Source organism: Pseudomonas sp. NFACC32-1 (assembly GCF_900101215.1).
Taxonomy (GTDB): Bacteria; Pseudomonadota; Gammaproteobacteria; order Pseudomonadales; family Pseudomonadaceae; genus Aquipseudomonas.
In genome coordinates, this window is sequence record NZ_FMUL01000019.1 from 51,631 (window position 1) to 76,971 (window position 25,341).

The following is a 25,341-nucleotide window of genomic DNA, read 5'->3' on the forward strand; positions in this document are numbered from 1 at the left end:
GGAGAAGTAACCCGTGGGTGACTGACTGCGGGGCGCACTTTACAAGCCTTTTCCTTTGAGTTCAACGGCCTGATGAAAAAAATGGCCTCGCAATGCGAGGCCATTCGATCACAGGGACTTGCTGGCTTTCAGTTGAAGACGATTTCGTCGTTTTCCACCGTGCCGGTGACGGTTTCGCCGGGCATGAACCGACCGGAGAGAATCAACTGCGCCAGCGGGTTTTCGATCCAGCGCTGGATCGCACGCTTGAGTGGGCGTGCGCCATAGACCGGGTCGTAGCCCACGGCGATCAGCTTGTCCAAGGCCTCGTCGCTCAGTTGCAGCTTCAGTTCGCGCTCGGTGAGGCGGCTGCGCAGCCGGCCCAGCTGGATCTCGGTGATACCGGCGATCTGGTCGCGGGCCAATGGCTCGAAGATCACCACTTCGTCGACACGGTTGATGAACTCCGGCCGGAAGTGCGTGGAGATCGCGTCCATCACCGCGGCGCGCTGGGCCTCGCGGTCGCCCACCAGCTCCTGGATCTGCGTCGACCCCAGGTTGGAGGTCATCACGATCACGGTATTGCGGAAATCCACCGTGCGCCCGTGGCTGTCGGTCAGGCGGCCATCTTCCAGTACCTGCAGCAGGATGTTGAAGACATCCGGGTGAGCCTTCTCGACTTCATCGAGCAGGATCACCGAGTACGGCTTACGCCGCACGGCCTCGGTCAGGTAGCCACCCTCCTCGTAACCCACATAGCCCGGCGGCGCGCCGATCAGTCGCGCCACGGAATGTTTCTCCATGAACTCGGACATGTCGATGCGCACCATCGCCTCTTCGGTATCGAAGAGAAACTCGGCCAGCGCCTTGCACAACTCGGTCTTACCGACACCGGTCGGGCCGAGGAACATGAACGAACCACTGGGACGATTGGGGTCCGAAAGCCCCGCACGAGACCGGCGCACCGCGTTGGACACCGCCACCACGGCCTCTTCCTGACCAATCACGCGCTGGTGCAGCAGGCTTTCCATCTTCAGCAGTTTGTCGCGCTCGCCTTCGAGCATTTTCGACACGGGGATGCCGGTCCACTTGGAAACCACTTCGGCAATCTCTTCCTCGGTGACCTTGCTGCGCAACAACTGGTTCTCACTCTTGCCGTGCTGGTCGACCATCTGCAGGCTGCGCTCCAGATCCGGGATCACCCCGTATTGCAGCTCGGCCATGCGGTTGAGGTCGCCTTTACGACGGGCTGCTTCCAGCTCCTGGCGCGATTGTTCGATCTTCTGCTGGATCTGCGCGGAACCCTGGACCTCGGCTTTTTCCGAGTTCCAGATTTCCTCCAGATCGGAATACTCGCGCTCGTGACGCACGATTTCTTCCTGCAGCTTTTCCAGGCGCTTCTTCGCCGCTTCGTCGCTTTCCTTCTTCAGGGCCTGGGATTCGACCTTGAGCTGGATCAGGCGTCGCTCCAGACGATCCAGTACCTCAGGCTTGGAGTCGATCTCCATGCGGATACGGCTGGCGGCCTCGTCGATGAGGTCGATGGCCTTGTCGGGCAATTGCCGGTCGGTGATATAGCGGTGGCTGAGTTTGGCCGCCGCGATGATCGCACCATCGGTAATCGCCACCTTGTGGTGGACCTCATAGCGCTCTTTCAGGCCACGCAGGATGGCGATGGTGTCTTCTTCGCTCGGCTCGTCCACCAGTACTTTCTGGAAGCGCCGCTCAAGCGCCGCATCCTTCTCTATATATTGGCGGTACTCGTTGAGCGTGGTCGCACCGACGCAGTGCAACTCGCCACGGGCCAGCGCAGGCTTGAGCATGTTGCCGGCATCCATGGAGCCCTCGCCCTTGCCCGCACCGACCATGGTGTGCAATTCGTCGATGAACAGGATGATCTGCCCTTCCTGCTTGGACAATTCGTTGAGCAGAGCCTTGAGCCGCTCCTCGAACTCGCCCCGGTACTTGGCCCCGGCGATCAACGCCCCCATGTCCAGGGACAGCAATCGCTTGCCCCGGAGGCCATCGGGCACTTCACCGTTGATGATGCGCTGGGCCAGGCCCTCGGCGATGGCGGTCTTGCCCACGCCTGGCTCACCGATCAGCACCGGATTGTTCTTGGTGCGGCGCTGCAGCACCTGGATCGTGCGTCGAATTTCATCGTCGCGACCGATCACCGGATCGAGCTTTCCTTCCTCGGCACGCTTGGTCAGGTCAACGGTGTACTTGTCCAGAGCCTGGCGGGATTCCTCGTGGTTGGCGTCGTTCACCGCTTCGCCGCCACGCAGGTTGTTGATGGCATTCTCCAGGGCTTTCTTGCTCACGCCCTGGCCAAGCAACAATTTACCCAGCTTGCTGTTCTCGTCCATGGCCGCGAGCAGCACCAGTTCACTGGAAATGAACTGGTCACCCTTCTGCTGCGCCAGGCGGTCGGCCTGGTTGAGCAGCCGTGCCAGGTCCTGGGACATGTTCACGTCCCCGGTCGGGTTCTGGATCTTGGGTAGATGGTCGAGTTCCTTGGCCAGCTCTTTGCGCAGGCTGTTGACGTCGAAGCCTACTTGCATCAACAGCGGCTTGATGGATCCGCCCTGCTGCTCAAGCATGGCCTGCATCAGGTGCGCCGGCTCGATACCCGGATGGTCCATGCCGACAGCCAACGATTGGGCATCGGACAGGGCCAGTTGTAATTTGCTGGTTAAACGGTCAATACGCATAAGGTCACCTTCCTTTTGAGCAGGCCGGACCGAAAAACATCCTGAATGAAGAAACCTGCCAGATACCGTTATAGATGTGGACGATTCTGGAAGATTCAAGCAGTGCGCTGTTGATGCAGATCAGAGAATTCTAGCGTTCGAGCCAGACCAGGGAGGCGAAACGACCGGTGCGCGGATTTCGGCGGTAGGAGAAGAAGCGTGGATCGCCCACGGTGCACAGGCCGCCACCGTAGACCGCCGTGACACCGCGCGCCGCCAGGCGCAGGCGCGCCAGTTCATAAATGTCGGCCAGGAACTTGCCGGCGTTATGGCTGGGCACGAAAGCCTGCGTCGCCTGGGGCAGTTGCGCGACGAAGGCTTCGCGCACTTCCGGCCCGACTTCGAAGGCTAGTGGGCCGATGGCCGGGCCGAGCCAGGCGAGTATTTCCTCGGATGGCTCCTGGAAGCGGTCGAGGGTGGCTTCCAGCACGCCGCTCGCCAACCCGCGCCAACCGGCATGGGCCGCCGCGACGCGGCTACCGGCGCGGTCGCAGAACAGCACCGGCAGGCAGTCCGCAGTCATCGCTGCGCAGGCGATACCCGGCGTAGCGGTCCAACTGGCGTCGGCGGTCGCCACCTGGGCCGGGTCGGCCTCGACCACGGCAATGCCATGGACCTGTTGCAACCAGGCCGGCTCGATGGCGAAGCGTTGGGTCAGGCGACGACGGTTTTCGGCAACGGCCCCGGGATCGTCGCCGACATGATCGCCCAGGTTGAGGCTGTCGAACGGCGCCAGGCTGACCCCGCCCGCTCGGGTGGTCACACAGGCCTTTACCCCGGCCGGTGCAGGCCAGTCGGGTATCAGCCAGTCGGTCATCCGACGAACGCCTCGCGGTCCTGCTTGAGCAAGGTCAGCAGCCAGACGAAGTCATCCGGCAACGGCGACTCCCAGCTCATGCGCTTGCCGGTGGTCGGATGATCCAGCTCCAGGAAACGCGCGTGCAACGCCTGGCGCGGGAAGTTCTTCAAAGACTCGACCATCGTCATGCTGGCGGCTGGGGGAATGCGGAAACGACCGCCATAGGCCGGGTCACCCACCAACGGGAAGTTGATGTGGGCCATATGCACGCGGATCTGGTGGGTGCGGCCGGTTTCCAGCTTGACCCGTACATGGGTGTGGGAGCGGAAGCGTTCCAGCACGCGATAATGGCTGACTGCGGGCTTGCCACCTTCCATCACCGCCATGCGCTGGCGCTGCTGGCCGTGACGACCGATGGGCGCATTGATCTTGCCACCGGCAGTGACCACGCCGATCACGATGCATTCATAGATACGGCTGACGCTGCGGCTTTGCAATTGTGCAACAAGCTGTGTCTGTGCCTGGATGGTCTTGGCCACCACCATCAGGCCGGTGGTGTCCTTGTCGAGACGGTGCACGATGCCGGCGCGAGGTACGTTGATGATATCCGGCACGTGGTGCAGCAAGGCGTTGAGCAGGGTGCCATCGGCGTGGCCGGCCGCCGGATGTACCACCAGGCCCGCAGGCTTGTTGATCACCAGGATGTCATCGTCTTCGTAGACGATGTCCAGGGCGATGTCCTGGGCGACCCATTCTCCCTGGGCTTCCTGTTCGGCCGTCAGCTCGAGGATGGCGCCACCATGGACGATGTCGCGCGGGCGGATCACCGCGCCGTCCACCGTCAGGCGGCCGTCCTTGATCCAGGCGGAAAGGCGCGAGCGCGAATGCTCGGCGAAGAGTTGGGCGGCGACTTGATCGAGGCGTTGACCGCCCATTTCGGACGGCACCTCTGCGCGAAGTTCTATTTTATCGGACATGCTCGGACTGGGCGTCGGCACAGCCTTTGGTTTCGGCTGCGCGCTTGTGGTTAAATACGGCGTCTTTTGCCCCGAGGCTTTCAACGGGGCGCTCATCATAACAGGACGGCCCCGCCCAAGACAGCGGCCGTCATAGGGACGCAAGCCGCCATGCAAGTGAAACACCTGCTGCTGATCGCCATCCTCGCATTGACCGCCGCTTGCTCATCGAAGGAAGTCGTAGACGAAAACCTGAGCGAAGTCGAACTGTACCAACAGGCACAGAACGACCTGGACAACAACAGCTACACCAGCGCCACCGCCAAGCTCAAGGCGCTGGAATCGCGGTATCCGTTCGGCCGCTACGCCGACCAGGCCCAGCTGGAGCTGATCTACGCCAACTACAAGAACGCCGAGCCCGAAGCTGCGAAATCCGCCGCCGAGCGTTTCATTCGTCTGCACCCGCAGCACCCGAACGTCGACTACGCCTACTACCTCAAGGGCCTGACTTCCTTCGACCAGGACGTTGGCCTGCTGGCGCGCTTCCTGCCGCTGGACATGACCAAGCGTGACCCGGGCGCCGCGCGCGACTCCTACAATGAGTTCGCCCAGCTGACCAGCCGCTTCCCCAACAGCCGTTATTCGCCCGATGCCAAGCAGCGCATGATCTACCTGCGCAACCTGCTGGCCGCCTACGAAATCCATGTGGCGGATTACTACCTGACCCGCCAGGCCTACGTCGCCGCCGCCAACCGTGGCCGCTACGTGGTGGAAAACTTCCAGGAAACCCCCTCGGTAGGCGACGGCCTGGCGGTGATGACCGAAGCCTACCAGCGCCTGCACCTGGACGAACTGGCAGCCACCAGCCTGGAAACCCTCAAGCTCAACTATCCGGATCACCCCTCCCTGGTCGACGGCCAGTTCACCCCGCGGGTCGACGAAGCCGACAACCGCTCGTGGCTGAGCAAGGCGACACTGGGCCTGATCGAGTCCCGTCCGCCCCTGCCGCCGGGCGAAACCCGCGCCAACCAGGACGTACAGCGCCAGTTCCAGGACGCCAAGGAAGCCATCCCGAACGAGCTCAAGCCCAAGGACGAAAATGGCGACGTGATCGAGGAAGAAGAGCCCGAAAGCGAGTCCAGCGACCGATCCTGGTTCAGCTACATGACCTTCGGTCTGTTCGACTGACGCTAACGCGCCGGCAAAAAAGGAGACCCTCGGGTCTCCTTTTTTTGTGCCTGGACTTTATTGCGCTGTGCGCCGCTCCAGTCCTTTGGCTAAACTGCCGGATCACTTGCCAGAAAGCTCCCCATCATGCTTCGTTTATTGATCTTGTTCGCCGTTGTCGCCGCCGCCATATGGATCTTTCGCGGGATGAAGTCCGGCTCCCGCTCGTCGCGTTCCACCCAGGATCGGGACCCTTCCCCCATGGTTCGTTGCGCCCATTGCGGCGTACACCTGCCCCGGGACCGGGCGCTGGCCCTCGAACAACAGTGGTATTGCAGCCAGGCTCATCTCGAGCAAGGCCCAGGTCCTCGTGACCACTGAGACAGCGAGCCCTCGCGTCAAGCAGACGCAACGCCTGCTGCGCCTGTATCACCTGTACCGATTGAGCATCGGCATCACGCTGGTGCTACTGATTACCAGCAACATGGATAACCGCCTGCTGGAGTTCGCCAGCGACGACCTGCTGCGCAGCGGCAGCTGGTTGTATCTGGTCCTGAACATCCTGCTGGTGGTGTTTCTTGAAAACACTCGGCGCCCTGCCCGGCTGTTCGGCCTGGCACTGACCGACGTCTTGCTGCTTTCATGGCTGTTCTTCGCCGCAGGCGGCGCCCCCAGCGCCGTCGGCAACCTGCTCATCGTTTCCGTGGCCATCGGCAATACGCTGCTGCGAGGCCGCATCGGCCTGTTGATCGCGGCCGTCGCCACCCTCGGCATCGTCAGTTCGACGTTTTTTCTCGGCCTGAGCGATTCGAACCGTCCCAGCAGTTATCTACAGGCCGGCACCCTGGGAGCGCTGTGCTTTGCCGCAGCACTGTTGGTGCAGGGCCTGACCCGGCGCCTGGAAGCCAGTGAAACCCTGGCCGAGCAGCGCGCCAGTGAAGTCATCGGCCTCGAAGCGCTCAACGCGCTGATCCTGCAACGCATGCGCACCGGCATCCTGGTCCTGGACCGTGAGCGGCGGGTGCAATTGGCCAACGAAAGCGCGCTGAACCTGCTGGGCATGCACGACCTGATCGGCCAGCCCATCGACGACTACTCCACGGCCCTGGTCGAGCGTCTGCTGCTGTGGCAGAACAACCCCAGCCTGCGTCCGCCAAGCCTGACCATCGCCGGCACGGGCCTGACCCTGCAACCGAGCTTCATCGCCCTGGGGCACAACGAACAGCATCAGATTCTGGTATTCCTCGAAGACCTGGCCCAGGTGGCCCAGCAGGCCCAGCAACTGAAACTCGCCTCCCTCGGGCGCCTCACCGCCGGTATTGCCCATGAGATCCGCAATCCCCTGGGGGCCATCAGCCACGCGGCGCAATTGCTGCGCGAATCCGAGGAACTGAACGACGCAGACCGGCGTCTGACGCAGATTATTCAAGATCACTCCCAGCGAATGAACCGCGTCATCGAAAACGTCCTGCAGCTTTCCCGCCGCCAGCAGACCACGCCCCAACGGCTGGATCTTCGCGCCTGGCTCGACCAGTTTGTCCAGCAGGCGCGCCAAAGCGCGGCCGCATACCAGCAATTGCACCTGAGCATAGAGCCGGGCGACTACACCACGCTCATGGATCCGGATCAGCTGACCCAAGTGGTCGACAATCTGCTGCGCAACGCCTGGCGCCACAGCGCGCAGCTTCATGAACAGGCCGAGGCCTGGCTGAATCTGTTCATCGACCCTCACAGCCACCTGCCCACCCTGGACATCATCGATAACGGCGCCGGCGTGACGCCGGACCAGCAGGCGCACCTGTTCGAACCCTTCTTTACCACCAGCAGCCAGGGCACCGGCCTTGGGCTCTACCTGTCCCGTGAGCTGTGCGAAAGCAACCAGGCCCGCCTAGACTTCAAACCACGCCAAGGCGGCGGCTGCTTTCGCATCACTTTTGCTCATGGACGGAAACAGATTTGAATACACGCTCACGGCAACGAATCCTGATCATCGATGACGAGCCGGACATCCGCGAACTCCTGGACATCACCCTGGGACGGATGAAACTCGACACCCGCAGCGCCAGGGACCTTGCCGAGGCCCGTGCCCTGCTGGCGAGCGATGCCTTCGACTTGTGCCTGACCGACATGCGCCTGCCCGACGGCACGGGCCTGGAGCTGGTACAGCACATCCAGCAGCGCTATCCCCAATTGCCAGTGGCGATGATCACCGCCTATGGCAGCCTGGAAATAGCCATCGACGCCTTGAAGGCAGGGGCTTTTGATTTTCTTACCAAGCCGGTGGACCTGGGCCGGCTGCGGGAACTGGTCGCCAGCGCCCTGCGCCTGCCGACAGTCGCCGCCCCGACCGCCACCATCGAACGCTGCCTGCTGGGGGACTCTCCGCCAATGCGCAATGTGCGCAAACAGATCGAGAAACTCGCCCGCAGCCAGGCACCGGTCTACATCAGCGGGGAATCGGGTTGCGGCAAGGAACTGGTGGCGCGCCTGATCCATGAGCAAGGGCCACGCTCCAGCCAGGCTTTCGTGCCAGTCAACTGTGGGGCCATTCCGACAGAACTGATGGAAAGCGAGTTTTTCGGCCATCGAAAAGGCAGCTTCAGCGGCGCCATCGAGGACAAGCCCGGCCTGTTCCAAGCCGCCAATGGTGGCACCCTGTTTCTCGATGAAGTGGCCGACCTGCCTCTGGCGATGCAGGTCAAACTGCTGCGGGCGATCCAGGAAAAAGCCGTGCGCGCCGTTGGCGGACAGCAGGAGGAAGTGGTGGATGTCCGCATCCTCTGCGCCACCCATAAGGACCTGGACGCCGAAGTCGCCGCCGGACGCTTTCGCCAGGACCTGTACTATCGACTGAACGTCATCGAACTGCGCGTCCCGCCCCTACGCGAACGCCGCGAAGACATCGAACCGCTGGCCAACCACATGCTCCAGCGCCTGGCTGCCACCACCGGCAACCCAGCCGCCAGGCTCCATCCCCAAGCCCTCGAGGCCCTTCGAAACTACCGCTTCCCCGGTAACGTGCGAGAGCTGGAAAACATGCTCGAACGGGCCTATACGCTCTGCGAGCACCAACAGATCGAAGCCGGCGACCTACGCCTGGCCGAAGGCAATGGAATCACCGACACCACCAACCCCGATCTGATGCGGGTCGACAACCTGGAAGACTATCTGGAGGACGTCGAACGCAAAGTCATCCTCCAGGCCCTGGAGGAAACCCGCTGGAATCGCACGGCGGCGGCGCAGCGGTTGAAGTTGTCGTTTCGGTCGATGCGGTACCGGTTGAAGAAGTTGGGGTTGGATTGATCAACCAAGAGCCATGCTGCCCCCTGTGGCGAGGGGATTCATCCCCGCTGGCCTGCGAAGCGGCCCCAAGACAGTCAACACCATCTGCCTGACACACCGAGGTGTAAGGATTTAGGGCTGCTTCGCAACCCAGCGGGGATGAATCCCCTCGCCACAGATCTTGTGTTGCCTTGCAGCTCCACTGAGCTGCAACATCTCCTCTAATCCACTGCCACCGGCACCCGCTCATCCAACACTCGATTAGCCAGCAATTCGCTCAGCTCGATCAGTTGCTGCACACCCAGGGCAACATGCCGGCGCGAACCATCAAGCTCGAAAGCCAGGTCGCTTAGCGTTGCGTTGGCGGATGCCAGGGTTTCGCTCAGGTTGGCGAGGAGACATTCGGCGTCTACGCCCTCCACGACGGTGAACAATTGGTTTGAGGCTGGCTTCTTTTTGACTTCAGGTGCAGGGGTCAGGTAATAGTCGAGGGCGCGCTTGGCGGCTTCATCGAGCTTTTCTGGATTAAGGCTGGAACAGGGAGAAGCGTTGTTGGTTTCTGAACGTGATTGAGATTTGTCACTCATTGCGGTACTCCAACAAGAAAATGGATTACCAAGTTTTAGACAGACCGCGACGCCCGGACGCTGAATTGGCAGCGACCGAAAAAGGTTAGCGATAAGCCTTCCCACCCGGCAACCGCCAAAGCTCGTCGGAAAAATCAGCTTCAGCTTGGACGTTGTCCGACCATTCCCACAAATCTCGAACAGCTGTCAGCTGGTTCACAACAACTCTGCGGCGGCCGGTTATTTCTCAGCCAACGTCAATCCTCGTGGGAGCGAGCCTGCTCCGGGCGGCGATCCGACGATAGCGGTCTGTCATTCAGCATTTGCATCGACTGATCCACCGCCATCGCGAGCAGGGCTCGCTCCCACAATGGGTCTGTGTACGCTTTCGAGAGCCGTGTCGAGCTATAAGCGGCGCCGCGGCTTTTGATCTTCCGCCCCTTCGGCAGGCTGAGCGCAGGCGTTCATCAGGGGGATGGCGCGCAGCGCCGTTCGACGCAGTCGAACCCATCGAGTGGAGGTCAAGCGCAGCGGACCGGAGCCGATGCCCCCCTGATGAATGCCGGAGCGAAGGAACCCCGAGCCTTGGCGAGGGGCCGTACGCTGGGGCGGAGCGTTCTTTGCCTACTTTCTTTGGCGTTTGAAAGAAAGTAGGTCGCCGTAAGGGCGAAACCATAGGTGGCCGTTACCGCAGCAATGGATATGTACTCGGTCAAAAAACTGACCAACTGCAAGGACGCCATCGCGAACAGGCTCGCTGCCACATTGGATCGGAGTACAACCGCAAGCCCCTACATCCGCCCCGCCGGCGCATACGGCGCAGGATCAATCACCGGCTCACGCCCCAGCATCACATCCGCCAGCAACTGACACGATGCTGGCGCCAATACCAACCCGTTGCGGTAATGCCCACAGTTCAACCACAAGCCGGCAACCCCCGGGACTTCACCGATATAGGGAATCCCCTCCGGCGACCCAGGCCGCAGCCCGGCCCAGTGGCCGACCACTTCGGCATCTGCCAGCCCCGGAATCAATTGCTCTGCCGAAGCCTTGAGGCTCTGCAACGCGACATCGGTGGGAGTCTTGTCGAAACCTGCATGCTCCAGCGTACTGCCCACCAGGATATGCCCGTCGCGACGTGGGATTGCATAACGGCCCCTGGCCAGAACCATGCTGGACAGGAAGTCCGATGCACATTTGTACAGAATCATCTGGCCCTTGACCGGCTCGACGGGCAACTTCAATCCCAGCGTCTGCAACAACTCACCGCTCCAGGCACCGGCGGCCAGCACCACTTGGTCGCCACGCACTTGCCCCGCCGAGCAGTCCACCCCGACGACACGCCCGCCGTCACGAATGAAGCCGCTGACTTCGCACTGTTCATGCAGGGTGACGTTGGGCAACGCCAGCAAGGCGGCCTTGAGGGATTTAACCAGCCGTGGATTGCGCACATTGGCTACGTCAGCCATATGGATCGCCCGGGAGAAACCCGCCCCCAGTACCGGAACCGCATCATGGACGGCGCAGATGTCCACAGCCCGCAACGGACGTCCTTGCCGCCCGGCCCAGGCCAACGCTTCGTCCTGATCGTCCAGGTCCAGCCAATACAGGCCAGTGACATGCACCTGGGGGTCGATTCCGGTAGTCGCGAACAAGCGTTGCCCCAGCTGTGGATAAAAATCCTGCGACCAATGCGCCAGCGCCGTAACCGCCGGGCTGTAGCGCCAGGGGTACAGCGGCGACACGATACCGCCACCAGCCCAGGACGACTCCTGGCCGACACTGGAACGGTCCAGCAGGACCACGCGCTGGCCTTCCGAAGCCAGATTGAACGCCGTCAGCAGGCCAATGACTCCGCCGCCGACAACCACCACTTGTTGTTGCCTGATCATGTTCCGATTCGACTCATAAGACAGGAGCGCCGCAGAGCGCCCGGATAAAAAACTCAGCGGCCCCAGCAATCCTTGGCGGTCAACCCGGCAGCGGCGTTGAGCATGCCCCTGGCGCCCGTGTTGTTGATCGTGAAATCACCGCACTTGTCCGTGGCCATGGACGAACCGCTTTTGCGTACGGCGGTCAGGGTGAAGCTCTGGTCCGCCAATGTCTGGGTGATGGTGTAGAAATCATTGCCACTGCTCAGCCCGGTGGCATTGGTGTACACATTGTTCTTCGAATAGTAGCGTTCGAGGATCTGCGCCTGTTCCGACAGCAGGCCGGCGATTTCGGCGCGACGGCCTTTTTTCATGTACTCGGTCAGGCTCGGATAACCGACGGTGATCACGATACCGATGATGGCGATCACGATCATGATTTCGATCAAGGTGAAACCCCGGTTGGCTCTGCGCATGTCTATCCCTCATTGTATTTGCCGCCACATGATGCGGCGGCTGCCGCCAACGGCTTTCCCCAGCAGGTCGGTGATACCGCCGCCGGAGTCGTTCACGACCATGTTGGTGGCGCCGTTGGCACTGACGACGGCACTCAAGGTCGGGATACCACCGGTGAAGACCACCCCGGCGGAAATCGTGTCGAGGCTGTTGAGCATGCCGTCACCGTTGGTGTCGAGCACCGCATAGTTGAGCATCTTACCGTTGAAAGCATCCACTTCGATCAATTTGCCAGTACCGAAGCTGGCACAGGGGTCGGTGGTGTCCACTGCGGCGGTGGTGAACACAACGCGTCCGAGTACCAGGTTGGCCGGATTGATCACTCGCTCCCCCGTCAACGCATTGTTGTACACCAAGGGCAGGTACCAGCCCTTGCGCACCGGGTAAGCCACGTTGGTCTGGCTGGTGGTCACGAATTGCCCCCCTGTGCTGCCTGAAAAAACCCCGGTGATCGATTGGGCCTGCAGGTTCGACACGGTGACCTGCCCGGTGCCTCCGGGAGCGTCCCAGATCGAGTAGAAGCCCTGCAGGTCCTTGTTGAGCTTGTCCACTGCCTCGTTGAACTTGCCGGTACCGAAAAAGACCTGGACGCCGCCTTGGGGGTTGTCCGCCAGCAAGGGTTGAACCGTGATCGGCTGGGTCGCGCCACCCGGTGCGGTGAACAACGGCTGGCCGGCGAACGCCAGGCCCCAGGTGGTCGGGGAGGTGCCGCTGAGGTCGAACTTCCACATGCGCCCTTTCAGGTCGCCGCCGTAGGCGGCCTGAACCACATTCTGGGAGTTGACCCGGAGCTTGACCGAAGACAGGCCGTTATCGGTCTCGCTGCTGTTGATGACGATCTTCCTGATCAACGAGCCGTCGCGAATATCCACCACATACAGCGCGGCCACGCCGGAATGGCTGCCGTAGCCATTGGAGATGAACGCGGCCCAGCGACCATCCGCCAATCGGGCGACCTCCGGGCGCGCGTAGGCATAGCCCAGGTCGTTGAAGACGTTGGCCGTATTGGCGACGGCCGGTGCGCTGATTTCCCACAACGCCCGGATCGTGTTGCCGGCCGTCGCGTCGAACAGTTGCACGGCGAAGAACGCCTTGCCCCCGGCCCCCGTCCCTCCCACGGCGACGGTCTTCCAGGCACTGCCCAGTTGCGTATCGAATACCCCGATCTGCCCGTCCACCAGGAATTTGTGGCTGACACCATTGATGTAGCCGGTATTGGCGATCAATTGCAGGGACGGCAATACGCTCGAAGGCATATAGGCGTAGCGCCGAGTCCCGTTGGTGCTGTTGATGACACTGAAGAAGCCGTCGTTGGCATTCACCGCCAGGCTGGCGTTCATGTTCGTCGCCTTGGTTGTCAGGTAATTGCTGTAGCTGGTGTCGTTCAGCAGGTCCGCGGCGGTCTGGTCATTGGGCGATGCCAGCACCAGGGGCGAATTGATGATGTCCCCCAGCAACGCGCTGCGCACCTTCAGGCCGGTCTTGTTGACCCCCTTGCTCCACTCCACCAGGTCGTTGCCGGTGATGCCCGTGGGCAGGTTCTGGCTGAGACTGGTCTGCTGGGCCGGTGAGAAGTTGCCATAGGCCAGGGTCACCGGCGTGTTGGTCGCACTGTTCCAGGACTGATAGACCGGGGCGGTGGCGCCGGGCACGATGGCGGTATCGGTGGTCCATTGCACCGCTGCCGTGTTGACGGTACCTGCCGAAGTGAAGCCGAACGCCCGGATGGTGCCGCGCCAGTCCTTGGGGTCGTAGGTGGTCTGGTAGAAACTGGAAGTGCTGGACAACGTGGCGCTGTTGGCGGCGCCGCCCCCTCCCGAGCCGGCCTTTGAAGTGATATCGCTCAGGGCCGATGACAGGGCTGAGTTCAGACCCTCGCTATCGGACGCCGGGTAATACCGGCCCGCGCCATAACGGGCCGCGTCGGACAGCATCTGGTTATTGACGGCAAAACCGACGGTATAGGTGTTGAGGTACTGCCGGGGAAAGTCCGTCGAGTTCCAGCTCTTGCCGGTGGCGTCGGTACCGGTGGCACGCATGTCGATATCGAAGGCGAACTTGGCGATGTCGTCCAGGTAGAGCGTGTCGCCCTCGGCGTCGCCACTGGGATTGTCGCCATCGTTGGTGCCGATGCCATCCCAGTTCGGCAAGCGTGAGCCGCCCAGGGGATCGTTGGTGGGAAACGTCCGGTCATAGGTGGGCAAGCCGTCGGTGATCACCACGCCGAAGTTTTTCTGGCAGCGGTACTGGATCGGGCTGGTATAGGTACTGGGCGTGCCGTTGTAATACGGCGCCATGCCCCTGAAGTAACGGGTGACCTCGTAATAACTCTCGGCCAACGGCGTATTCGCGACGGCTCCCAGGGCATTGATGGCGGTGACCAGGGCACTGTAGTTGGCATTGGCCTGGGTCTGGGTGACGCTGCCGCTGACGGGTGAAAGGTCGCTGATGGCCCGGGCGATGTAACCGCCCGGACCTGAGTTGCCGCTGTTGGGAGGATTGAACGTGGCAAGGCCGATGCGCAAGGCCCGGTTGCCGGCGACCAGATCATTGGAAACGTCGCGCGCCACGTTTATCCGATAGTCGGTGGGAATCGAGCCTGTGGTGAAGTCCCGGCTCGAACCGTTGGCCAGGGTCACGAGATAGGCCAGGTATCTGGCGGTATAGCGGGTATTGCCACCGCCTACCGGATCCGGGAGCCGGAGACAGACCCGGCCGATGGTGGAACGATAGAAGCCGTACCAACCGGAGGAGCAGCCACCGCGCAACAGGCTCACTAGCAGGATGTTCGAATCGTCCAGGTCCAGCTCGTACCTGTCATTGCAACTGCTGCTGGAGTTGCATGCAAACGTGCGCGGTTGCGCCGCCGTTGGATCGAACCCCGACGCCCAGATGATGTTGTTCATACTTCCCGAATCGTCGATCAGCAGCATCACGTTCGGCGTAACCGCAGCCGCACTCAACAGCGGCGACTCCGAGGGCGTGAACGCATAGGCCGGCGCCGCCAGGTAAAGGCTGAGCAGCGCCCCCCCTATCAACTGCATCCAGCCCCGGAGCGCCTCAATATTTCGCATAGATGCTCTCCACCACGCTGCGCTGGTTATTTCCCGCCACGGCCACCGCCGTGATCCGGTACAGCGTCGCCGACGTGTTGCTCGGTACGTTGACCGCCGTGAGGGTGGTGCCGATGTTCTGTACACCGTAGAACCCACCAGCGGCGGCGACCCAGGTCACTCCCGACGAGGAGTTGCGCCCGGCTGCCGTGAGCGTCGCCGACTCGGCCGGAGGCGCGCATTGGGTGGCAGTGGTACAGACCGCAAGCGAATACGTCTCGGCCTGTACCGCGCTCTCCCCCATCCTCAACGCCGCCTCGGCCGTCTGGAATGACTGATTGCGCAGCATGACGCTGTTGGTCATTTTTTCCTGAAGCGTGGCGCTCTGCATCGACGACAAGCCGATCAGCGTGAGCAGCAGCAGGAAAACCAGACTGACCAGCAGGGCCATGCCACGCTGACGGTGCCCATTGGATCTCGGATTCATTCTCGCCGCCCTCACAAAAGCCGATTGCGCAAAGCGGCAACCACGTTGAAGGTCTGGTCGCGCACGTTGTTCTTCGGGTCGTACAGCGTCAGGGTCAGGCGCACGCTGCGGATCAGGGCCGGATCCGCCGGGTTGCCGGTGTAGCTCGATGCCGCGATGTCGGTCGAACTGCCCGCGACGCCGAAGGTCACGTTGAACGCCCGCACGTTGTCCACCAGCACCGCCAGGGTCGGGTTGCCGGCGCCCGTGCCCATCAACAACTGGTTATTGCTGAAGCTGTAGACCAGCCGGCGTATGGGAAAGGCCAGTTGCCCGGCCGCAGGCGCCCGGGCTCCGGTGTAGGCGGTCGCGCTGGTGCGGCAATCGGAAACGACCGTCCAGGTCGGCCCCCCTGCGTTGCTGCCCACATCCGCCGTGACCAGGGTCATCCTGAGATTGGCGTTGTCCCAACGGATCGGCGTGACCTGGCTGGCGTTGAAATCCCCCGCGGACGAGGCGTCGGTAATGCTTCCCAGGCAGCCGAACATGCCGACCATGCGCAGCTCCTGGAGCATCTTGCTCAGGGCGAACCGTGCATCTTCCTGCATGACTGCTGCTGCGTTCTGGCTGACATAGGTGTTTTTCGCGGCAATGAAAATCTGCACCACACCCAGCACGATGATCAGGCTGAGCACCAGCGCGATCATCAGTTCGATCAGGCCGAAGCCCCGGCAACGGTTGTTCATGGCGTCGCCACCGGGTCGACGGCGACGCGGCTGGTCAGCACGAAGCTGCGCCGTGCCTCGGCAGCGTTGCTGGTGTTGGCGGCCCGGGCATCGTCCCAGGAAATGGTGATGGTGTAGACCCGCTGGTTCAGGGCGATGGTGCCGGTGGCCGTGGCGCCGCCGAAACTGGTGATATTGGTCTTGAAGTCGTAGAGATCCTGGTCCCGGGCGACGTTGAGATTGGGCGAGGTGGGTGGCGTGACGGTGTAGTCGGCGCCGGCGTTGGCGCGGATACGATCCAGCATGTCGTAGGCGATGAAACTGGCCTGGCTGGTCATGCGCGAGCTGTCGGTGTATTTGAGTGCGTTGAGCTGGATCATCGCCGCGCCCAGCAAGCCTATGCCGAGGATCAGCATCGCCACCAACACCTCGATCAGCGTCATGCCCTCCTGTGTCCTTTTACTGCAACCCTTCATCCGCAACTTCCACCCAATACGATTCGTCCATTGAGGCAAACACTCAGCGTCCTGCTCTGCGCCCCTCGTACGTAATTGAAACTCACCGGCGTGGTCGGTGCCGCCAAGCCGCCCAGGTTGTTGAAATCGATGCCGGTCACTTCTGAGGTTAGCGTCAGAGTCGCGCCGCTGCTCATCGCTGGAACAACCCGCAATACATTGGCCGGCGTGCCAGTACTGTCATACACCGCCAGCTCGCCGCTCCAGACGCTGCCCTGCACCGTGGGGCGGATACGTATCGTGGTGCCACGGTCGATCGCGGTCATGCGGGCAAAGTTCAGCGCCCGACGCAGATCGCCGATCTCGGTATCGGCCTTGGTGCCCTGCATCGAGCCAGTGAAGGCAGGCACCGCCAGGGTGATCAGGATCAACAGCACACCGAGGGCCACCAGCACCTCCACCAGCGTGAAACCTTTTGTACGAAGATCCATCGATGCCCTCCGTTGCCGTCGGCTATACCTGCTTGTACACGCTAGAACAAACCACCGCCTGTGCCCAATACCGACCTGTGGCGAGGGGTTTTATCCCTCGCCACAATGGGCCATTGATCTTGAATCCGCTTCCATTCTCCAGGGAGGAGATGTCATGCACCAACAGGGCTTCAGCCTCATTGAACTGCTCATGGGACTGGCGATTGCGGCAATTGTTCTACCGTGGGCCAGCGCCAGCTACACAGCCCTGATCGAAGCCACCGAACGCAAGGACGCCGCGCAACTGCTGGCCAGTGGTTTGCGTAACGCCCGCAGCGAAGCCATCACGCGCAGCCGGACCGTCGTGATCAGAGGAATAGACGACGATTGGGGCCGAGGCTGGCGGATCACGCTGGACGACAAGGCGAAGACATTGGTGATGGAGCGCAGCGGCCGCGCGCGAGTGGTCGGCAACTGGCCGGTGAAGCGTTCGGTGAGGTTTGGCAGCCAAGGGCAAGCGTTACTGCCCAGCGACGCCTTCCAAGCCGGTACATTGCATGTCTGCGGCAAACGCGAGCCGATCAGCCACCATCAGGTGGTGCTGGCGCGCACCGGACGCATCAGCCTGCGCAGCGAGAAAACTGAACAGGCATTGTGCGAAAAAGACTCAAAGCAGGGAGCGAACGCGTAGTTCCTTGGGCATCGAGAAAGTAATGTTCTCTTCACGACCGGCCAGCTCATCGGCACCGGTGGCGCCCCAGGCCTGCAATTGCTGGATCACGCCACGCACCAGGACTTCGGGAGCCGAAGCGCCGGCGGTGATGCCAATGCGCTCGATGCCATCGAACCAGCTGTGTTGCATGTCCTCGGCACCGTCGATCAGATAGGCCGGCGTTCCCATGCGTTCGGCCAGCTCACGCAAGCGGTTGGAGTTGGAACTGTTCGGGCTGCCAACCACCAGCACCACATCGCATTCGTCGGCCAGTTGCTTGACCGCGTCCTGACGGTTCTGGGTGGCGTAGCAGATGTCGTCCTTGCGTGGCCCACCGATGGCCGGGAAGCGGGAGCGCAGGGCGTCGATCACACGACTGGTATCGTCCATGGACAGGGTGGTCTGGGTGACAAAGGCGAGCTTTTCCGGGTTGCGCACCTGCAAGGCCGCCACGTCGTCCTCATCCTCCACCAGGTAGATCGCGCCACCATTGCTGGCATCGTATTGCCCCATGGTGCCTTCGACTTCCGGATGTCCTTCATGGCCGATCAGGATGCATTCACGACCGTCGCGGCTGTAGCGCGCCACTTCGATGTGCACCTTGGTCACCAGGGGACAGGTGGCATCGAATACTTTCAGGCCGCGACCGGCGGCTTCAGTACGCACCGCCTGGGAAACCCCATGGGCGCTGAAGATCACGATGACGTCGTCCGGCACCTGGTCCAGCTCTTCGACGAAAATGGCACCGCGGCTGCGCAGGTCCTCGACGACGAATTTGTTGTGGACCACTTCATGGCGCACATAGATCGGCGGCCCGAAGACCTCCAGGGCGCGGTTGACGATTTCGATCGCCCGGTCCACGCCGGCGCAGAAGCCACGGGGATTGGCGAGTTTGATTTGCATGCTGTGCCTCGTGCTTGCGCGCAAGAAATTGAATGCTTGCCTGTTAATCGAGCGAAAGGCCCGAAAACAGGAGACCCCATGTGGGAGCGAGCAAGCTCGCTCCCACAGAGAATCAGTGGCAGCAGGAACTGCCTGTTAAATCCTAAACCGCCTTGACGTCGATGATTTCCACTTCGAAATTCAAGGTCTTGCCCGCCAGCGGGTGATTGAAGTCAACCGTCACCTGGGTGTCGTCGAAGGCCTTCACCACGCCCGGCAGTTCAGTATTGGCCGCGTCGTTGAAGATCACCAGCAACCCCTCCGACAGTTCCATGTCCTGGAACTGGGAGCGTGGCATGGTCTGCACGTTTTGCGGGTTGGGCTGACCAAAGGCATTCTCTGGCGTCACCACCACCGTGCGCTTGTCGCCGGCCTTGAAACCGAAGATCGCCGCTTCGAAGCCTGGCAGCAGGTTGCCGTCGCCGACCTTGAACACGGCAGGGGCCTTGTCGAAGGTGCTGTCAACGGTGTCGCCGTTTTCCAGATGCAGGGCGAAGTGAAGCTTCACTTCTGTATTTTGAGCGATACGCTGCTCAGTCATGGACGGCTTCTCCGGTTTTCTTGCTCTTGAACATGTCCAGGGCGAGCATCACCGCGCCCACGGTAATGGCGCTGTCGGCAAAATTGAACGCCGGGAAGTACCAACGGTTCTGCCAGTGCACCAGGATGAAATCGATCACATGGCCCAAGGCAATGCGGTCATACAGATTGCCCAGCGCGCCACCGAGCACCAGCGCCAGCGCCACGGCCAGCCAGGTTTCGTCGCGGCCCAGGCGCTTGAGCCAGACCACCAGCACGCCGCTGACCACGATGGCGATCAGCGCGAAGAGCCAGCGCTGCCAGCCCGAGCTGTCGGCCAGGAAGCTGAACGCCGCGCCGGTGTTATAGGCCAGGGTCCAGCTGAAGTAGTCGGGGATGACCACGATCTGCTGGTACATGGTCAACGAGCTTTCGAAGTGGAACTTGCTGGCCTGGTCGATGACCAGTACCAGCACGCTCAACCAGAGCCAGCCCAGCCGTCCGAAACGACCCGCTGCGTTAGGCGCCACATCAGGCATAGTGGCGAACCTCGCCGGTGCCGCTGATGTTGTCGACACAACGCCCGCAGATCTCCGGATGCTCCGGGTTCACGCCAACGTCTTCGCGGCAGTGCCAGCAACGGGCGCACTTGACGAAGCTCGACTTGACCACCTTGAGCTTCAGGCCAGCCACTTCAGTGACCACCGCATCGGCCGGCGCCTGCACCAATGGAGCGACACTGGCGGTGGAGGTGATCAGCACGAAGCGCAGCTCGTTGCCCAGCTTCGCCAGGTCGGCGCCCAGGGCTTGCTCGGCGTAGAGGGTGACTTCGGCCTGCAGGTTGCCACCGACGGCCTTGGCCGCACGCTGGATCTCCATTTCCTTGTTCACCGCCGCCTTGACCGCCATGACGCGGTCCCAGTAGGCACGGTCCAGCTCGAAGCCTTGCGGCAGCTCGGTCAGGCCCTCGTACCAGGTATTGAGCATCACCGATTCGTTGCGCTCGCCCGGCAGGTACTGCCACAGCTCGTCGGCGGTGAATGCCAGGATCGGCGCGATCCAGCGCACCAGCGCCTCGCTGATGTGGAACAGCGCGGTCTGGCACGAACGACGTGCCTTGCTGTTGGCGCCGGTGGTGTACTGGCGATCCTTGATGATGTCGAGATAGAAACCGCCCAGCTCCTGCACGCAGAAGTTGTGGATCTTGGAGTAGACGTTCCAGAAACGGTATTCGCCGTAATGCTCCTGCAGCTCGCGTTGCAGCAACAGGGTACGGTCCACGGCCCAACGGTCCAGGGCAAGCATGTCCTCGGCCGGCAACAGGTCGGTGGCCGGGTTGAAACCGGTCAGGTTCGACAGCAGGAAGCGCGCGGTGTTACGGATGCGCCGGTAAGCGTCCGCGCTGCGCTGCAGGATCTGCTCGGAAACGGCCATCTCGCCGGAATAATCGGTGGAGGCCACCCACAGGCGCATGATGTCGGCGCCCAGGGTATCGTTGACCTTCTGCGGCGCGATCACGTTGCCCAGGGACTTGGACATCTTGCGCCCGGCCTCGTCCACGGTGAAACCATGGGTCAGCAGCTCGCGGTACGGTGCGTGGTTATCGATGGCGCAGCCGGTCAGCAGCGAGGAGTGGAACCAGCCGCGATGCTGGTCGGAACCTTCCAGGTACAGGTCGGCACGCGGGCCGTTTTCATGGCCCACCGGGTGCGAACCGCGCAGCACGTGCCAATGAGTGGTGCCGGAGTCGAACCACACGTCCAGGGTATCGCTGATCTTGTCGTACAGCGGCGCCTCGTCGCCCAGCAGTTCGGCGGCGTCCAGCTTGAACCAGGCTTCGATGCCTTCGACTTCGACGCGCTTGGCAACCTCTTCCATCAGCTCGACGGTGCGCGGGTGCAGCTCACCGCTTTCCTTGTTCAGGAAAAACGGGATCGGCACGCCCCAGTTGCGCTGGCGGGAGATGCACCAGTCCGGCCGGTTGGCGATCATCGAGTGCAGGCGCGCCTGACCCCAGGCCGGTACGAACTTGGTCTCTTCGATGGCCTTGAGCGAACGCTGGCGCAGGGTATCGCCACTGACGGGCTGCTTGTCCATGCCGATGAACCACTGCGCGGTGGCACGGTAGATCAACGGTGTCTTGTGCCGCCAGCAGTGCATGTAGCTGTGTTCGATGACGGTGGTGTGCAGCAGAGAGCCGACTTCGGTCAACTTGTCGATGATGGCCGGGTTGGCCTTGAAGATGAACTGGCCGCCAAAGAACTCCAGGGACGGCACATAGACGCCGTTGCTCTGCACCGGGTTGAGGATGTCGTCGTTGACCATGCCGTATTTCTTGCAGGTCACGAAGTCGTCGACGCCATAGGCTGGCGCGGAGTGAACGACGCCGGTGCCAGCGCCCAGTTCCACGTAGTCGGCCAGGTATACCGGCGACAGGCGGTCATAGAACGGGTGGCGGAAGTTGATCAGCTCCAGTGACGAGCCTGGCGCGGTGGCGATCACCGAGCCTTCGAGGCTGTAGCGGGCCAGGCAGGACTCGACCAGCTCTTCGGCCAGAACCAGCAGCCGGTCGCCGACGTCCACCAAGGCATAGTTGAATTCCGGATGGACGTTCAGCGCCTGGTTGGCCGGGATGGTCCACGGGGTGGTGGTCCAGATCACGATGGCGGCCGGCTTGGCCAGCTTGCCCAGGCCGAATGTGGCGGCGAGCTTGTCTTCATCGGCGATCGGGAAGGCTACGTCGATGGTCGACGATTTCTTGTTTTCGTACTCGACTTCCGCCTCGGCCAGGGCCGAACCGCAATCGAAGCACCAGTTCACGGGCTTGAGGCCCTTGAACACGAAACCACCCTCGACGATTTTCGCCAGGGCACGGATTTCGCCGGCTTCGTTCTTGAAGTCCATGGTCTTGTACGGATTGGCGAAGTCGCCCAGCACGCCGAGGCGGATGAATTCGGACTTCTGCCCCTCGATCTGCTCGGTGGCGTAGGCACGGCACAGTTCGCGGGTCTTGTCCGCGCCCAGGTTCTTGCCGTGGGTCACTTCCACCTTGTGCTCGATCGGCAGGCCGTGGCAATCCCAGCCCGGGACATAAGGTGCGTCAAAACCCGACAGGGTCTTGGAACGGACGATCATGTCCTTGAGGATCTTGTTCAGCGCGTGACCGATATGAATGGTGCCGTTGGCGTACGGAGGACCGTCGTGCAGGACGAACTTCGGGCGGTCCTTGCCAATCTCGCGCAACTTTCCGTACAGGCCAATGCTGTCCCAACGCTGCAGAATCTGTGGTTCGCGCTGAGGCAGGCCGGCCTTCATAGGGAAGGCGGTGTCCGGAAGGTTTAGCGTGGCTTTATAGTCGGTCATTTAAGGCTCTTCATTAGCGATTGGCGCTGGTTGCGACAAGGGCACGGGCGGCGGCGATATCGGCATGGATCGCCGCCTTGAGCGCCTCCAGAGAGGCAAAACGCTGCTCTTCACGCAGCTTATGGTGGAAAACCACCGTCAAACGCCGGTCATACAGATCGCCGGCAAAATCCAGAACATGTACTTCGAGATGGGCCTTGCCATCTCCCTGGACGGTGGGTCGTACGCCAATGTTGGCGACGCCGGGCCAGGCCTTGCCGTCGATCTCGATACTCACCAGGAACACCCCGGTCAGCGGTACGCGACGACGCTTGAGCTGCACGTTGGCCGTTGGCGTGCCCAACTGGCGCGCCAGCTTCTGCCCATGCAGGATCCGCCCGGCAATCCGGTATGGCCGGCCGAGCAGGCGCTCGGCCAGTTCGAAGTCGGCGGCCGCCAGGGCATTGCGGACCTGAGTACTGCTGACACGCAGGCCATCCATCTCGACAGTCTGCGCCGCTTCGACAGTAAAACCATGGACGGCGCCAGCCCGCTGCAGGTAATCGAAATCCCCTGCCCGGTCACAACCGAAACGGAAATCGTCGCCCACTTCCAGATGCTTCACATCCAGGCCATCCACCAGGATGGTCTCGACGAACTCGGCTGCGCTGAGCTGGCTCAAGCGTTGGTTGAACGCCAGGCAAAGGACCCGGTCGACGCCTTCGGCCGCCAGCAGCTGCAGTTTGTCTCGCAGCCTGGCCAGGCGGGCCGGGGCGGTGTCCGGGGCGAAAAACTCCCGGGGCTGAGGCTCGAAGATCACCACGCAACTGGGCACGCCCAGCTCCAGCGCACGCTCGCGCAGCCGCGCCAGGATAGCCTGGTGGCCACGGTGAACACCGTCGAAGTTGCCAATGGTGGCGACACAGCCCCGATGCCGGGGACGCAGGTTGTGAAGGCCTCGAACCAGCTGCATAACGCGCTTCTTGCTCATAAAGTGGCCGATTATAACCACACCCGGCGGTCAACGACAGGCAGCACCGTAACCCAAAGTGATCGAACCGACAAAACCGCTGCCCAAACCTCAGCTCAAGGCCTTGCGATTGAAGTCCCGCAGACGGAAGCCCAGCAGCAGCAACATGCCGAAATACGCCACCACGCCAGCGACAACCAGCACACCCAGGCGCAGGAAACGCTCGGGCATCTGCCCTTCGCCCCAGGCCGGCATGAAATGCATCCCCCCCAGCAGGACCGCCGACATCACCGCCACGGCGATCAGCAGCTTGAGGCCGAATTTTCCCCAGCCCGGCTGCGGCTGATACATTTTCTGCTTGCGTAGCTGATAGAACAGCAGCCCGGCGTTGAGGCAGGCGCCGATGCTGATCGCCAGGGCCAGGCCGGCATGGGCCAGGGGGCCGATCAGCAGAAGGTTGAACAATTGGGTCATCACCAGGGTGAAGATGGCAATCTTCACCGGCGTGCGGATGTTCTGCTGAGCATAGAAACCTGGCGCCAGGACCTTGATCAGGATGATGCCAAGCAGCCCGACCGAATAGGCGACCAGGGCGCGCTGGGTCATGGCGGCATCGAACGCCTTGAACTGGCCATACTGGAACAGCGAAACAGTCAGTGGCTCGGCCAGGATCCCCAATGCCAGAGCGCAGGGCAGCACCAGCACGAAACACAGGCGCAGGCCCCAGTCGAGAATCCGCGAGTACTCCTGGCGATCCTGGCTGGCGTAGGTCTTGGCCAGGGTTGGCAACAGGATCGTGCCCAGGGCCACGCCCAGTACACCGGACGGTAACTCCATCAGTCGGTCGGCGTAATACATCCAGGACACCGAACCGGCCACCAGGAACGAGGCGAAGATGGTGTTGATGATCAGGGAAATCTGGCTCACCGAAACCCCCAGGATCGCTGGCAGCATCTGCTTGAGCACCCGCCAGACGCCGCTGTCGCGCAGGTTCAGGCGAGGCAGTACCAGCATGCCGATCTTCTTGAGGTAAGGCAGTTGATACAGCAGCTGCGCCAGCCCTCCCACCAGCACCGCCCAGCCGAGCGCCATCACCGGCGGATCGAAATACGGCGTCAGGAAGACCGCAAATATGATCATGCTGACGTTGAGCAGGGTCGGCACGAAGGCCGGCACCGAGAAACGGTTCCACGTATTGAGAATGGCCCCGGCCAGGGATGACAGGGAAATCAGCAATATATAAGGAAAGGTCACCCGCAGCAGGTCGGTGGTGAGCTGGAACTTCTCCGGGGTATCGGTAAAGCCCGGCGCCGTGGCCCAGATGATCCAGGGCGCGGCCAGCATGCCGGCCGCAGTCACCAGGGCCAGCACCAGGGTCAGCAAACCGCTGACATAGGCAATGAACGTACGGGTCGCTTCATCGCCCTTCTGGTTCTTGTATTCCGCCAGGATGGGCACGAACGCCTGGGAAAACGCACCTTCGGCGAAAATCCGCCTCAGCAGGTTGGGCAACTTGAAGGCGATGAAGAAGGCGTCGGTGGCCATACCGGCGCCGAATATCCGTGCGATCAGCGTATCGCGAACGAACCCCAGGACCCGGGAAAGCATCGTGATAGAGCTGACGGCAGCCAACGATTTGAGCAGATTCATGAAAAGAGTTTTTGCCTGTCGATAAACAGCAGGCGAACAACGCGCCCACTTGTGCGATACTCCGCGCCGCCAACAGCACTGCGCCAAAGCCCGCGAGTTTACAGGTCGCACGCCGGAAAGAAATCATCCGGTGCGATGTACCTGCCAT

22 protein-coding genes are annotated in these 25,341 nt (G+C 62.0%); 5 read left to right on the top strand and 17 right to left on the bottom strand.

Going from position 1 to position 25,341, the window contains the following annotated elements:
- Positions 1-128: 128 nt before the first annotated feature.
- The 3 genes from clpB to rluD form a co-directional block, all read right to left on the bottom strand.
- The gene (clpB, locus tag BLP99_RS23265; RefSeq protein ID WP_072398616.1) at positions 129-2,693 is read right to left on the bottom strand and encodes an ATP-dependent chaperone ClpB; all 2,565 of its coding nucleotides are present in this window, start codon (positions 2,691-2,693) and stop codon (positions 129-131) included.
- 130 nt (positions 2,694-2,823) lie between these two features.
- The gene (pgeF, locus tag BLP99_RS23270; RefSeq protein WP_072459677.1) at positions 2,824-3,549 is read right to left on the bottom strand and encodes a peptidoglycan editing factor PgeF; all 726 of its coding nucleotides are present in this window, start codon (positions 3,547-3,549) and stop codon (positions 2,824-2,826) included.
- On the bottom strand, positions 3,546-4,508 hold the full coding sequence (gene rluD / locus BLP99_RS23275; RefSeq protein ID WP_072398614.1) for a 23S rRNA pseudouridine(1911/1915/1917) synthase RluD: 963 nt from the start codon (positions 4,506-4,508) through the stop codon (positions 3,546-3,548). The genes pgeF and rluD overlap by 4 nt, the downstream gene beginning before the upstream one ends.
- 150 nt (positions 4,509-4,658) lie before the next feature.
- Here rluD and BLP99_RS23280 point away from each other — a divergent pair, with 150 nt between their 5' ends.
- The 4 genes from BLP99_RS23280 (at position 4,659) to BLP99_RS23295 (ending at position 8,957) form a co-directional block, all read left to right on the top strand.
- Positions 4,659-5,675, top strand: a complete 1,017-nt coding sequence (locus tag BLP99_RS23280) for an outer membrane protein assembly factor BamD (RefSeq protein ID WP_072398613.1) — start codon at positions 4,659-4,661, stop codon at positions 5,673-5,675.
- A 126-nt stretch (positions 5,676-5,801) separates the two neighbouring features.
- Positions 5,802-6,035 (top strand): PP0621 family protein, encoded by a 234-nt coding sequence (locus tag BLP99_RS23285; protein WP_072431994.1) that lies wholly within the window; start codon positions 5,802-5,804, stop codon positions 6,033-6,035.
- Positions 6,025-7,614: a sensor histidine kinase gene (locus BLP99_RS23290; protein WP_072431995.1), complete on the top strand. Its 1,590-nt coding sequence runs from the start codon at positions 6,025-6,027 to the stop codon at positions 7,612-7,614. The genes BLP99_RS23285 and BLP99_RS23290 overlap by 11 nt, the downstream gene beginning before the upstream one ends.
- Positions 7,611-8,957: a sigma-54-dependent transcriptional regulator gene (locus tag BLP99_RS23295; RefSeq protein ID WP_092181865.1), complete on the top strand. Its 1,347-nt coding sequence runs from the start codon at positions 7,611-7,613 to the stop codon at positions 8,955-8,957. Before BLP99_RS23290 ends, BLP99_RS23295 begins: the two co-directional genes overlap by 4 nt.
- Positions 8,958-9,157: 200 nt before the next feature.
- Here the strand turns inward: BLP99_RS23295 and BLP99_RS23300 are convergent, their stop codons facing one another.
- The 8 genes from BLP99_RS23300 to BLP99_RS23335 form a co-directional block, all read right to left on the bottom strand.
- Entirely contained in the window at positions 9,158-9,523 is a 366-nt protein-coding gene (locus tag BLP99_RS23300) for a DUF6124 family protein (protein ID WP_072398609.1), read from the bottom strand.
- Positions 9,524-10,293: 770 nt separating this feature from the next.
- The gene (thiO, locus tag BLP99_RS23305) at positions 10,294-11,394 is read right to left on the bottom strand and encodes a glycine oxidase ThiO (RefSeq protein WP_072431998.1); all 1,101 of its coding nucleotides are present in this window, start codon (positions 11,392-11,394) and stop codon (positions 10,294-10,296) included.
- 53 nt (positions 11,395-11,447) lie between these two features.
- Positions 11,448-11,849, bottom strand: a complete 402-nt coding sequence (locus BLP99_RS23310; RefSeq protein WP_072398607.1) for a type IV pilin protein — start codon at positions 11,847-11,849, stop codon at positions 11,448-11,450.
- 9 nt (positions 11,850-11,858) lie between these two features.
- The gene (locus tag BLP99_RS23315) at positions 11,859-14,963 is read right to left on the bottom strand and encodes a pilus assembly protein (protein ID WP_092181868.1); all 3,105 of its coding nucleotides are present in this window, start codon (positions 14,961-14,963) and stop codon (positions 11,859-11,861) included.
- Positions 14,950-15,429 carry a pilus assembly PilX family protein gene (locus BLP99_RS23320; RefSeq protein WP_072398605.1) on the bottom strand — a complete coding sequence of 160 codons (480 nt, stop codon included), beginning with the start codon at positions 15,427-15,429 and terminating at the stop codon, positions 14,950-14,952. Before BLP99_RS23320 ends, BLP99_RS23315 begins: the two co-directional genes overlap by 14 nt.
- An 11-nt stretch (positions 15,430-15,440) precedes the next feature.
- Positions 15,441-16,154 carry a PilW family protein gene (locus tag BLP99_RS23325; protein ID WP_092181874.1) on the bottom strand — a complete coding sequence of 238 codons (714 nt, stop codon included), beginning with the start codon at positions 16,152-16,154 and terminating at the stop codon, positions 15,441-15,443.
- Positions 16,151-16,609, bottom strand: a complete 459-nt coding sequence (gene pilV / locus BLP99_RS23330; RefSeq protein ID WP_072398603.1) for a type IV pilus modification protein PilV — start codon at positions 16,607-16,609, stop codon at positions 16,151-16,153. The genes BLP99_RS23325 and pilV overlap by 4 nt, the downstream gene beginning before the upstream one ends.
- Positions 16,606-17,079, bottom strand: a complete 474-nt coding sequence (locus BLP99_RS23335; protein ID WP_072398602.1) for a GspH/FimT family pseudopilin — start codon at positions 17,077-17,079, stop codon at positions 16,606-16,608. Before BLP99_RS23335 ends, pilV begins: the two co-directional genes overlap by 4 nt.
- Positions 17,080-17,233: 154 nt before the next feature.
- Between BLP99_RS23335 and BLP99_RS23340 the strand changes: the two genes are divergently transcribed.
- Positions 17,234-17,749: a GspH/FimT family pseudopilin gene (locus tag BLP99_RS23340; RefSeq protein WP_092181877.1), complete on the top strand. Its 516-nt coding sequence runs from the start codon at positions 17,234-17,236 to the stop codon at positions 17,747-17,749.
- Here the strand turns inward: BLP99_RS23340 and ispH are convergent.
- From ispH to murJ, 6 genes are all read right to left on the bottom strand, one after another.
- Complete coding sequence (ispH, locus tag BLP99_RS23345; RefSeq protein ID WP_072398600.1) at positions 17,726-18,673, bottom strand: 4-hydroxy-3-methylbut-2-enyl diphosphate reductase; 948 nt, start codon at positions 18,671-18,673, stop codon at positions 17,726-17,728. The two genes, BLP99_RS23340 and ispH, sit on opposite strands and share 24 nt — an antisense overlap.
- A 142-nt stretch (positions 18,674-18,815) precedes the next feature.
- On the bottom strand, positions 18,816-19,253 hold the full coding sequence (gene fkpB, locus BLP99_RS23350; protein WP_072398599.1) for an FKBP-type peptidyl-prolyl cis-trans isomerase: 438 nt from the start codon (positions 19,251-19,253) through the stop codon (positions 18,816-18,818).
- The gene (gene lspA / locus BLP99_RS23355) at positions 19,246-19,770 is read right to left on the bottom strand and encodes a signal peptidase II (protein ID WP_092181880.1); all 525 of its coding nucleotides are present in this window, start codon (positions 19,768-19,770) and stop codon (positions 19,246-19,248) included. Before lspA ends, fkpB begins: the two co-directional genes overlap by 8 nt.
- A complete protein-coding gene (gene ileS / locus BLP99_RS23360; protein ID WP_092181883.1) occupies positions 19,763-22,594 on the bottom strand; it encodes an isoleucine--tRNA ligase in 2,832 nt (943 codons plus the stop codon). The genes lspA and ileS overlap by 8 nt, the downstream gene beginning before the upstream one ends.
- A gap of 13 nt (positions 22,595-22,607) precedes the next feature.
- Positions 22,608-23,546: a bifunctional riboflavin kinase/FAD synthetase gene (gene ribF, locus BLP99_RS23365; RefSeq protein ID WP_072398596.1), complete on the bottom strand. Its 939-nt coding sequence runs from the start codon at positions 23,544-23,546 to the stop codon at positions 22,608-22,610.
- 108 nt (positions 23,547-23,654) lie between these two features.
- Positions 23,655-25,193 (bottom strand): murein biosynthesis integral membrane protein MurJ, encoded by a 1,539-nt coding sequence (murJ, locus tag BLP99_RS23370; protein ID WP_072398595.1) that lies wholly within the window; start codon positions 25,191-25,193, stop codon positions 23,655-23,657.
- Positions 25,194-25,341: the final 148 nt, after the last annotated feature.

Coding starts and splice junctions, on each gene's coding strand:
- clpB (WP_072398616.1), bottom strand. CDS start 2,693: ATGCGTATTGACCGTTTAACCAGCAAATTACAACTGGCCCTGTCCGAT.
- pgeF (WP_072459677.1), bottom strand. CDS start 3,549: ATGACCGACTGGCTGATACCCGACTGGCCTGCACCGGCCGGGGTAAAG.
- rluD (WP_072398614.1), bottom strand. CDS start 4,508: ATGTCCGATAAAATAGAACTTCGCGCAGAGGTGCCGTCCGAAATGGGC.
- BLP99_RS23280 (WP_072398613.1), top strand. CDS start 4,659: ATGCAAGTGAAACACCTGCTGCTGATCGCCATCCTCGCATTGACCGCC.
- BLP99_RS23285 (WP_072431994.1), top strand. CDS start 5,802: ATGCTTCGTTTATTGATCTTGTTCGCCGTTGTCGCCGCCGCCATATGG.
- BLP99_RS23300 (WP_072398609.1), bottom strand. CDS start 9,523: ATGAGTGACAAATCTCAATCACGTTCAGAAACCAACAACGCTTCTCCC.
- thiO (WP_072431998.1), bottom strand. CDS start 11,394: ATGATCAGGCAACAACAAGTGGTGGTTGTCGGCGGCGGAGTCATTGGC.
- BLP99_RS23310 (WP_072398607.1), bottom strand. CDS start 11,849: ATGCGCAGAGCCAACCGGGGTTTCACCTTGATCGAAATCATGATCGTG.
- BLP99_RS23315 (WP_092181868.1), bottom strand. CDS start 14,963: ATGCGAAATATTGAGGCGCTCCGGGGCTGGATGCAGTTGATAGGGGGG.
- BLP99_RS23320 (WP_072398605.1), bottom strand. CDS start 15,429: ATGAATCCGAGATCCAATGGGCACCGTCAGCGTGGCATGGCCCTGCTG.
- BLP99_RS23325 (WP_092181874.1), bottom strand. CDS start 16,154: ATGAACAACCGTTGCCGGGGCTTCGGCCTGATCGAACTGATGATCGCG.
- pilV (WP_072398603.1), bottom strand. CDS start 16,609: ATGAAGGGTTGCAGTAAAAGGACACAGGAGGGCATGACGCTGATCGAG.
- BLP99_RS23335 (WP_072398602.1), bottom strand. CDS start 17,079: ATGGATCTTCGTACAAAAGGTTTCACGCTGGTGGAGGTGCTGGTGGCC.
- BLP99_RS23340 (WP_092181877.1), top strand. CDS start 17,234: ATGCACCAACAGGGCTTCAGCCTCATTGAACTGCTCATGGGACTGGCG.
- ispH (WP_072398600.1), bottom strand. CDS start 18,673: ATGCAAATCAAACTCGCCAATCCCCGTGGCTTCTGCGCCGGCGTGGAC.
- fkpB (WP_072398599.1), bottom strand. CDS start 19,253: ATGACTGAGCAGCGTATCGCTCAAAATACAGAAGTGAAGCTTCACTTC.
- lspA (WP_092181880.1), bottom strand. CDS start 19,770: ATGCCTGATGTGGCGCCTAACGCAGCGGGTCGTTTCGGACGGCTGGGC.
- ileS (WP_092181883.1), bottom strand. CDS start 22,594: ATGACCGACTATAAAGCCACGCTAAACCTTCCGGACACCGCCTTCCCT.
- ribF (WP_072398596.1), bottom strand. CDS start 23,546: ATGCAGCTGGTTCGAGGCCTTCACAACCTGCGTCCCCGGCATCGGGGC.
- murJ (WP_072398595.1), bottom strand. CDS start 25,193: ATGAATCTGCTCAAATCGTTGGCTGCCGTCAGCTCTATCACGATGCTT.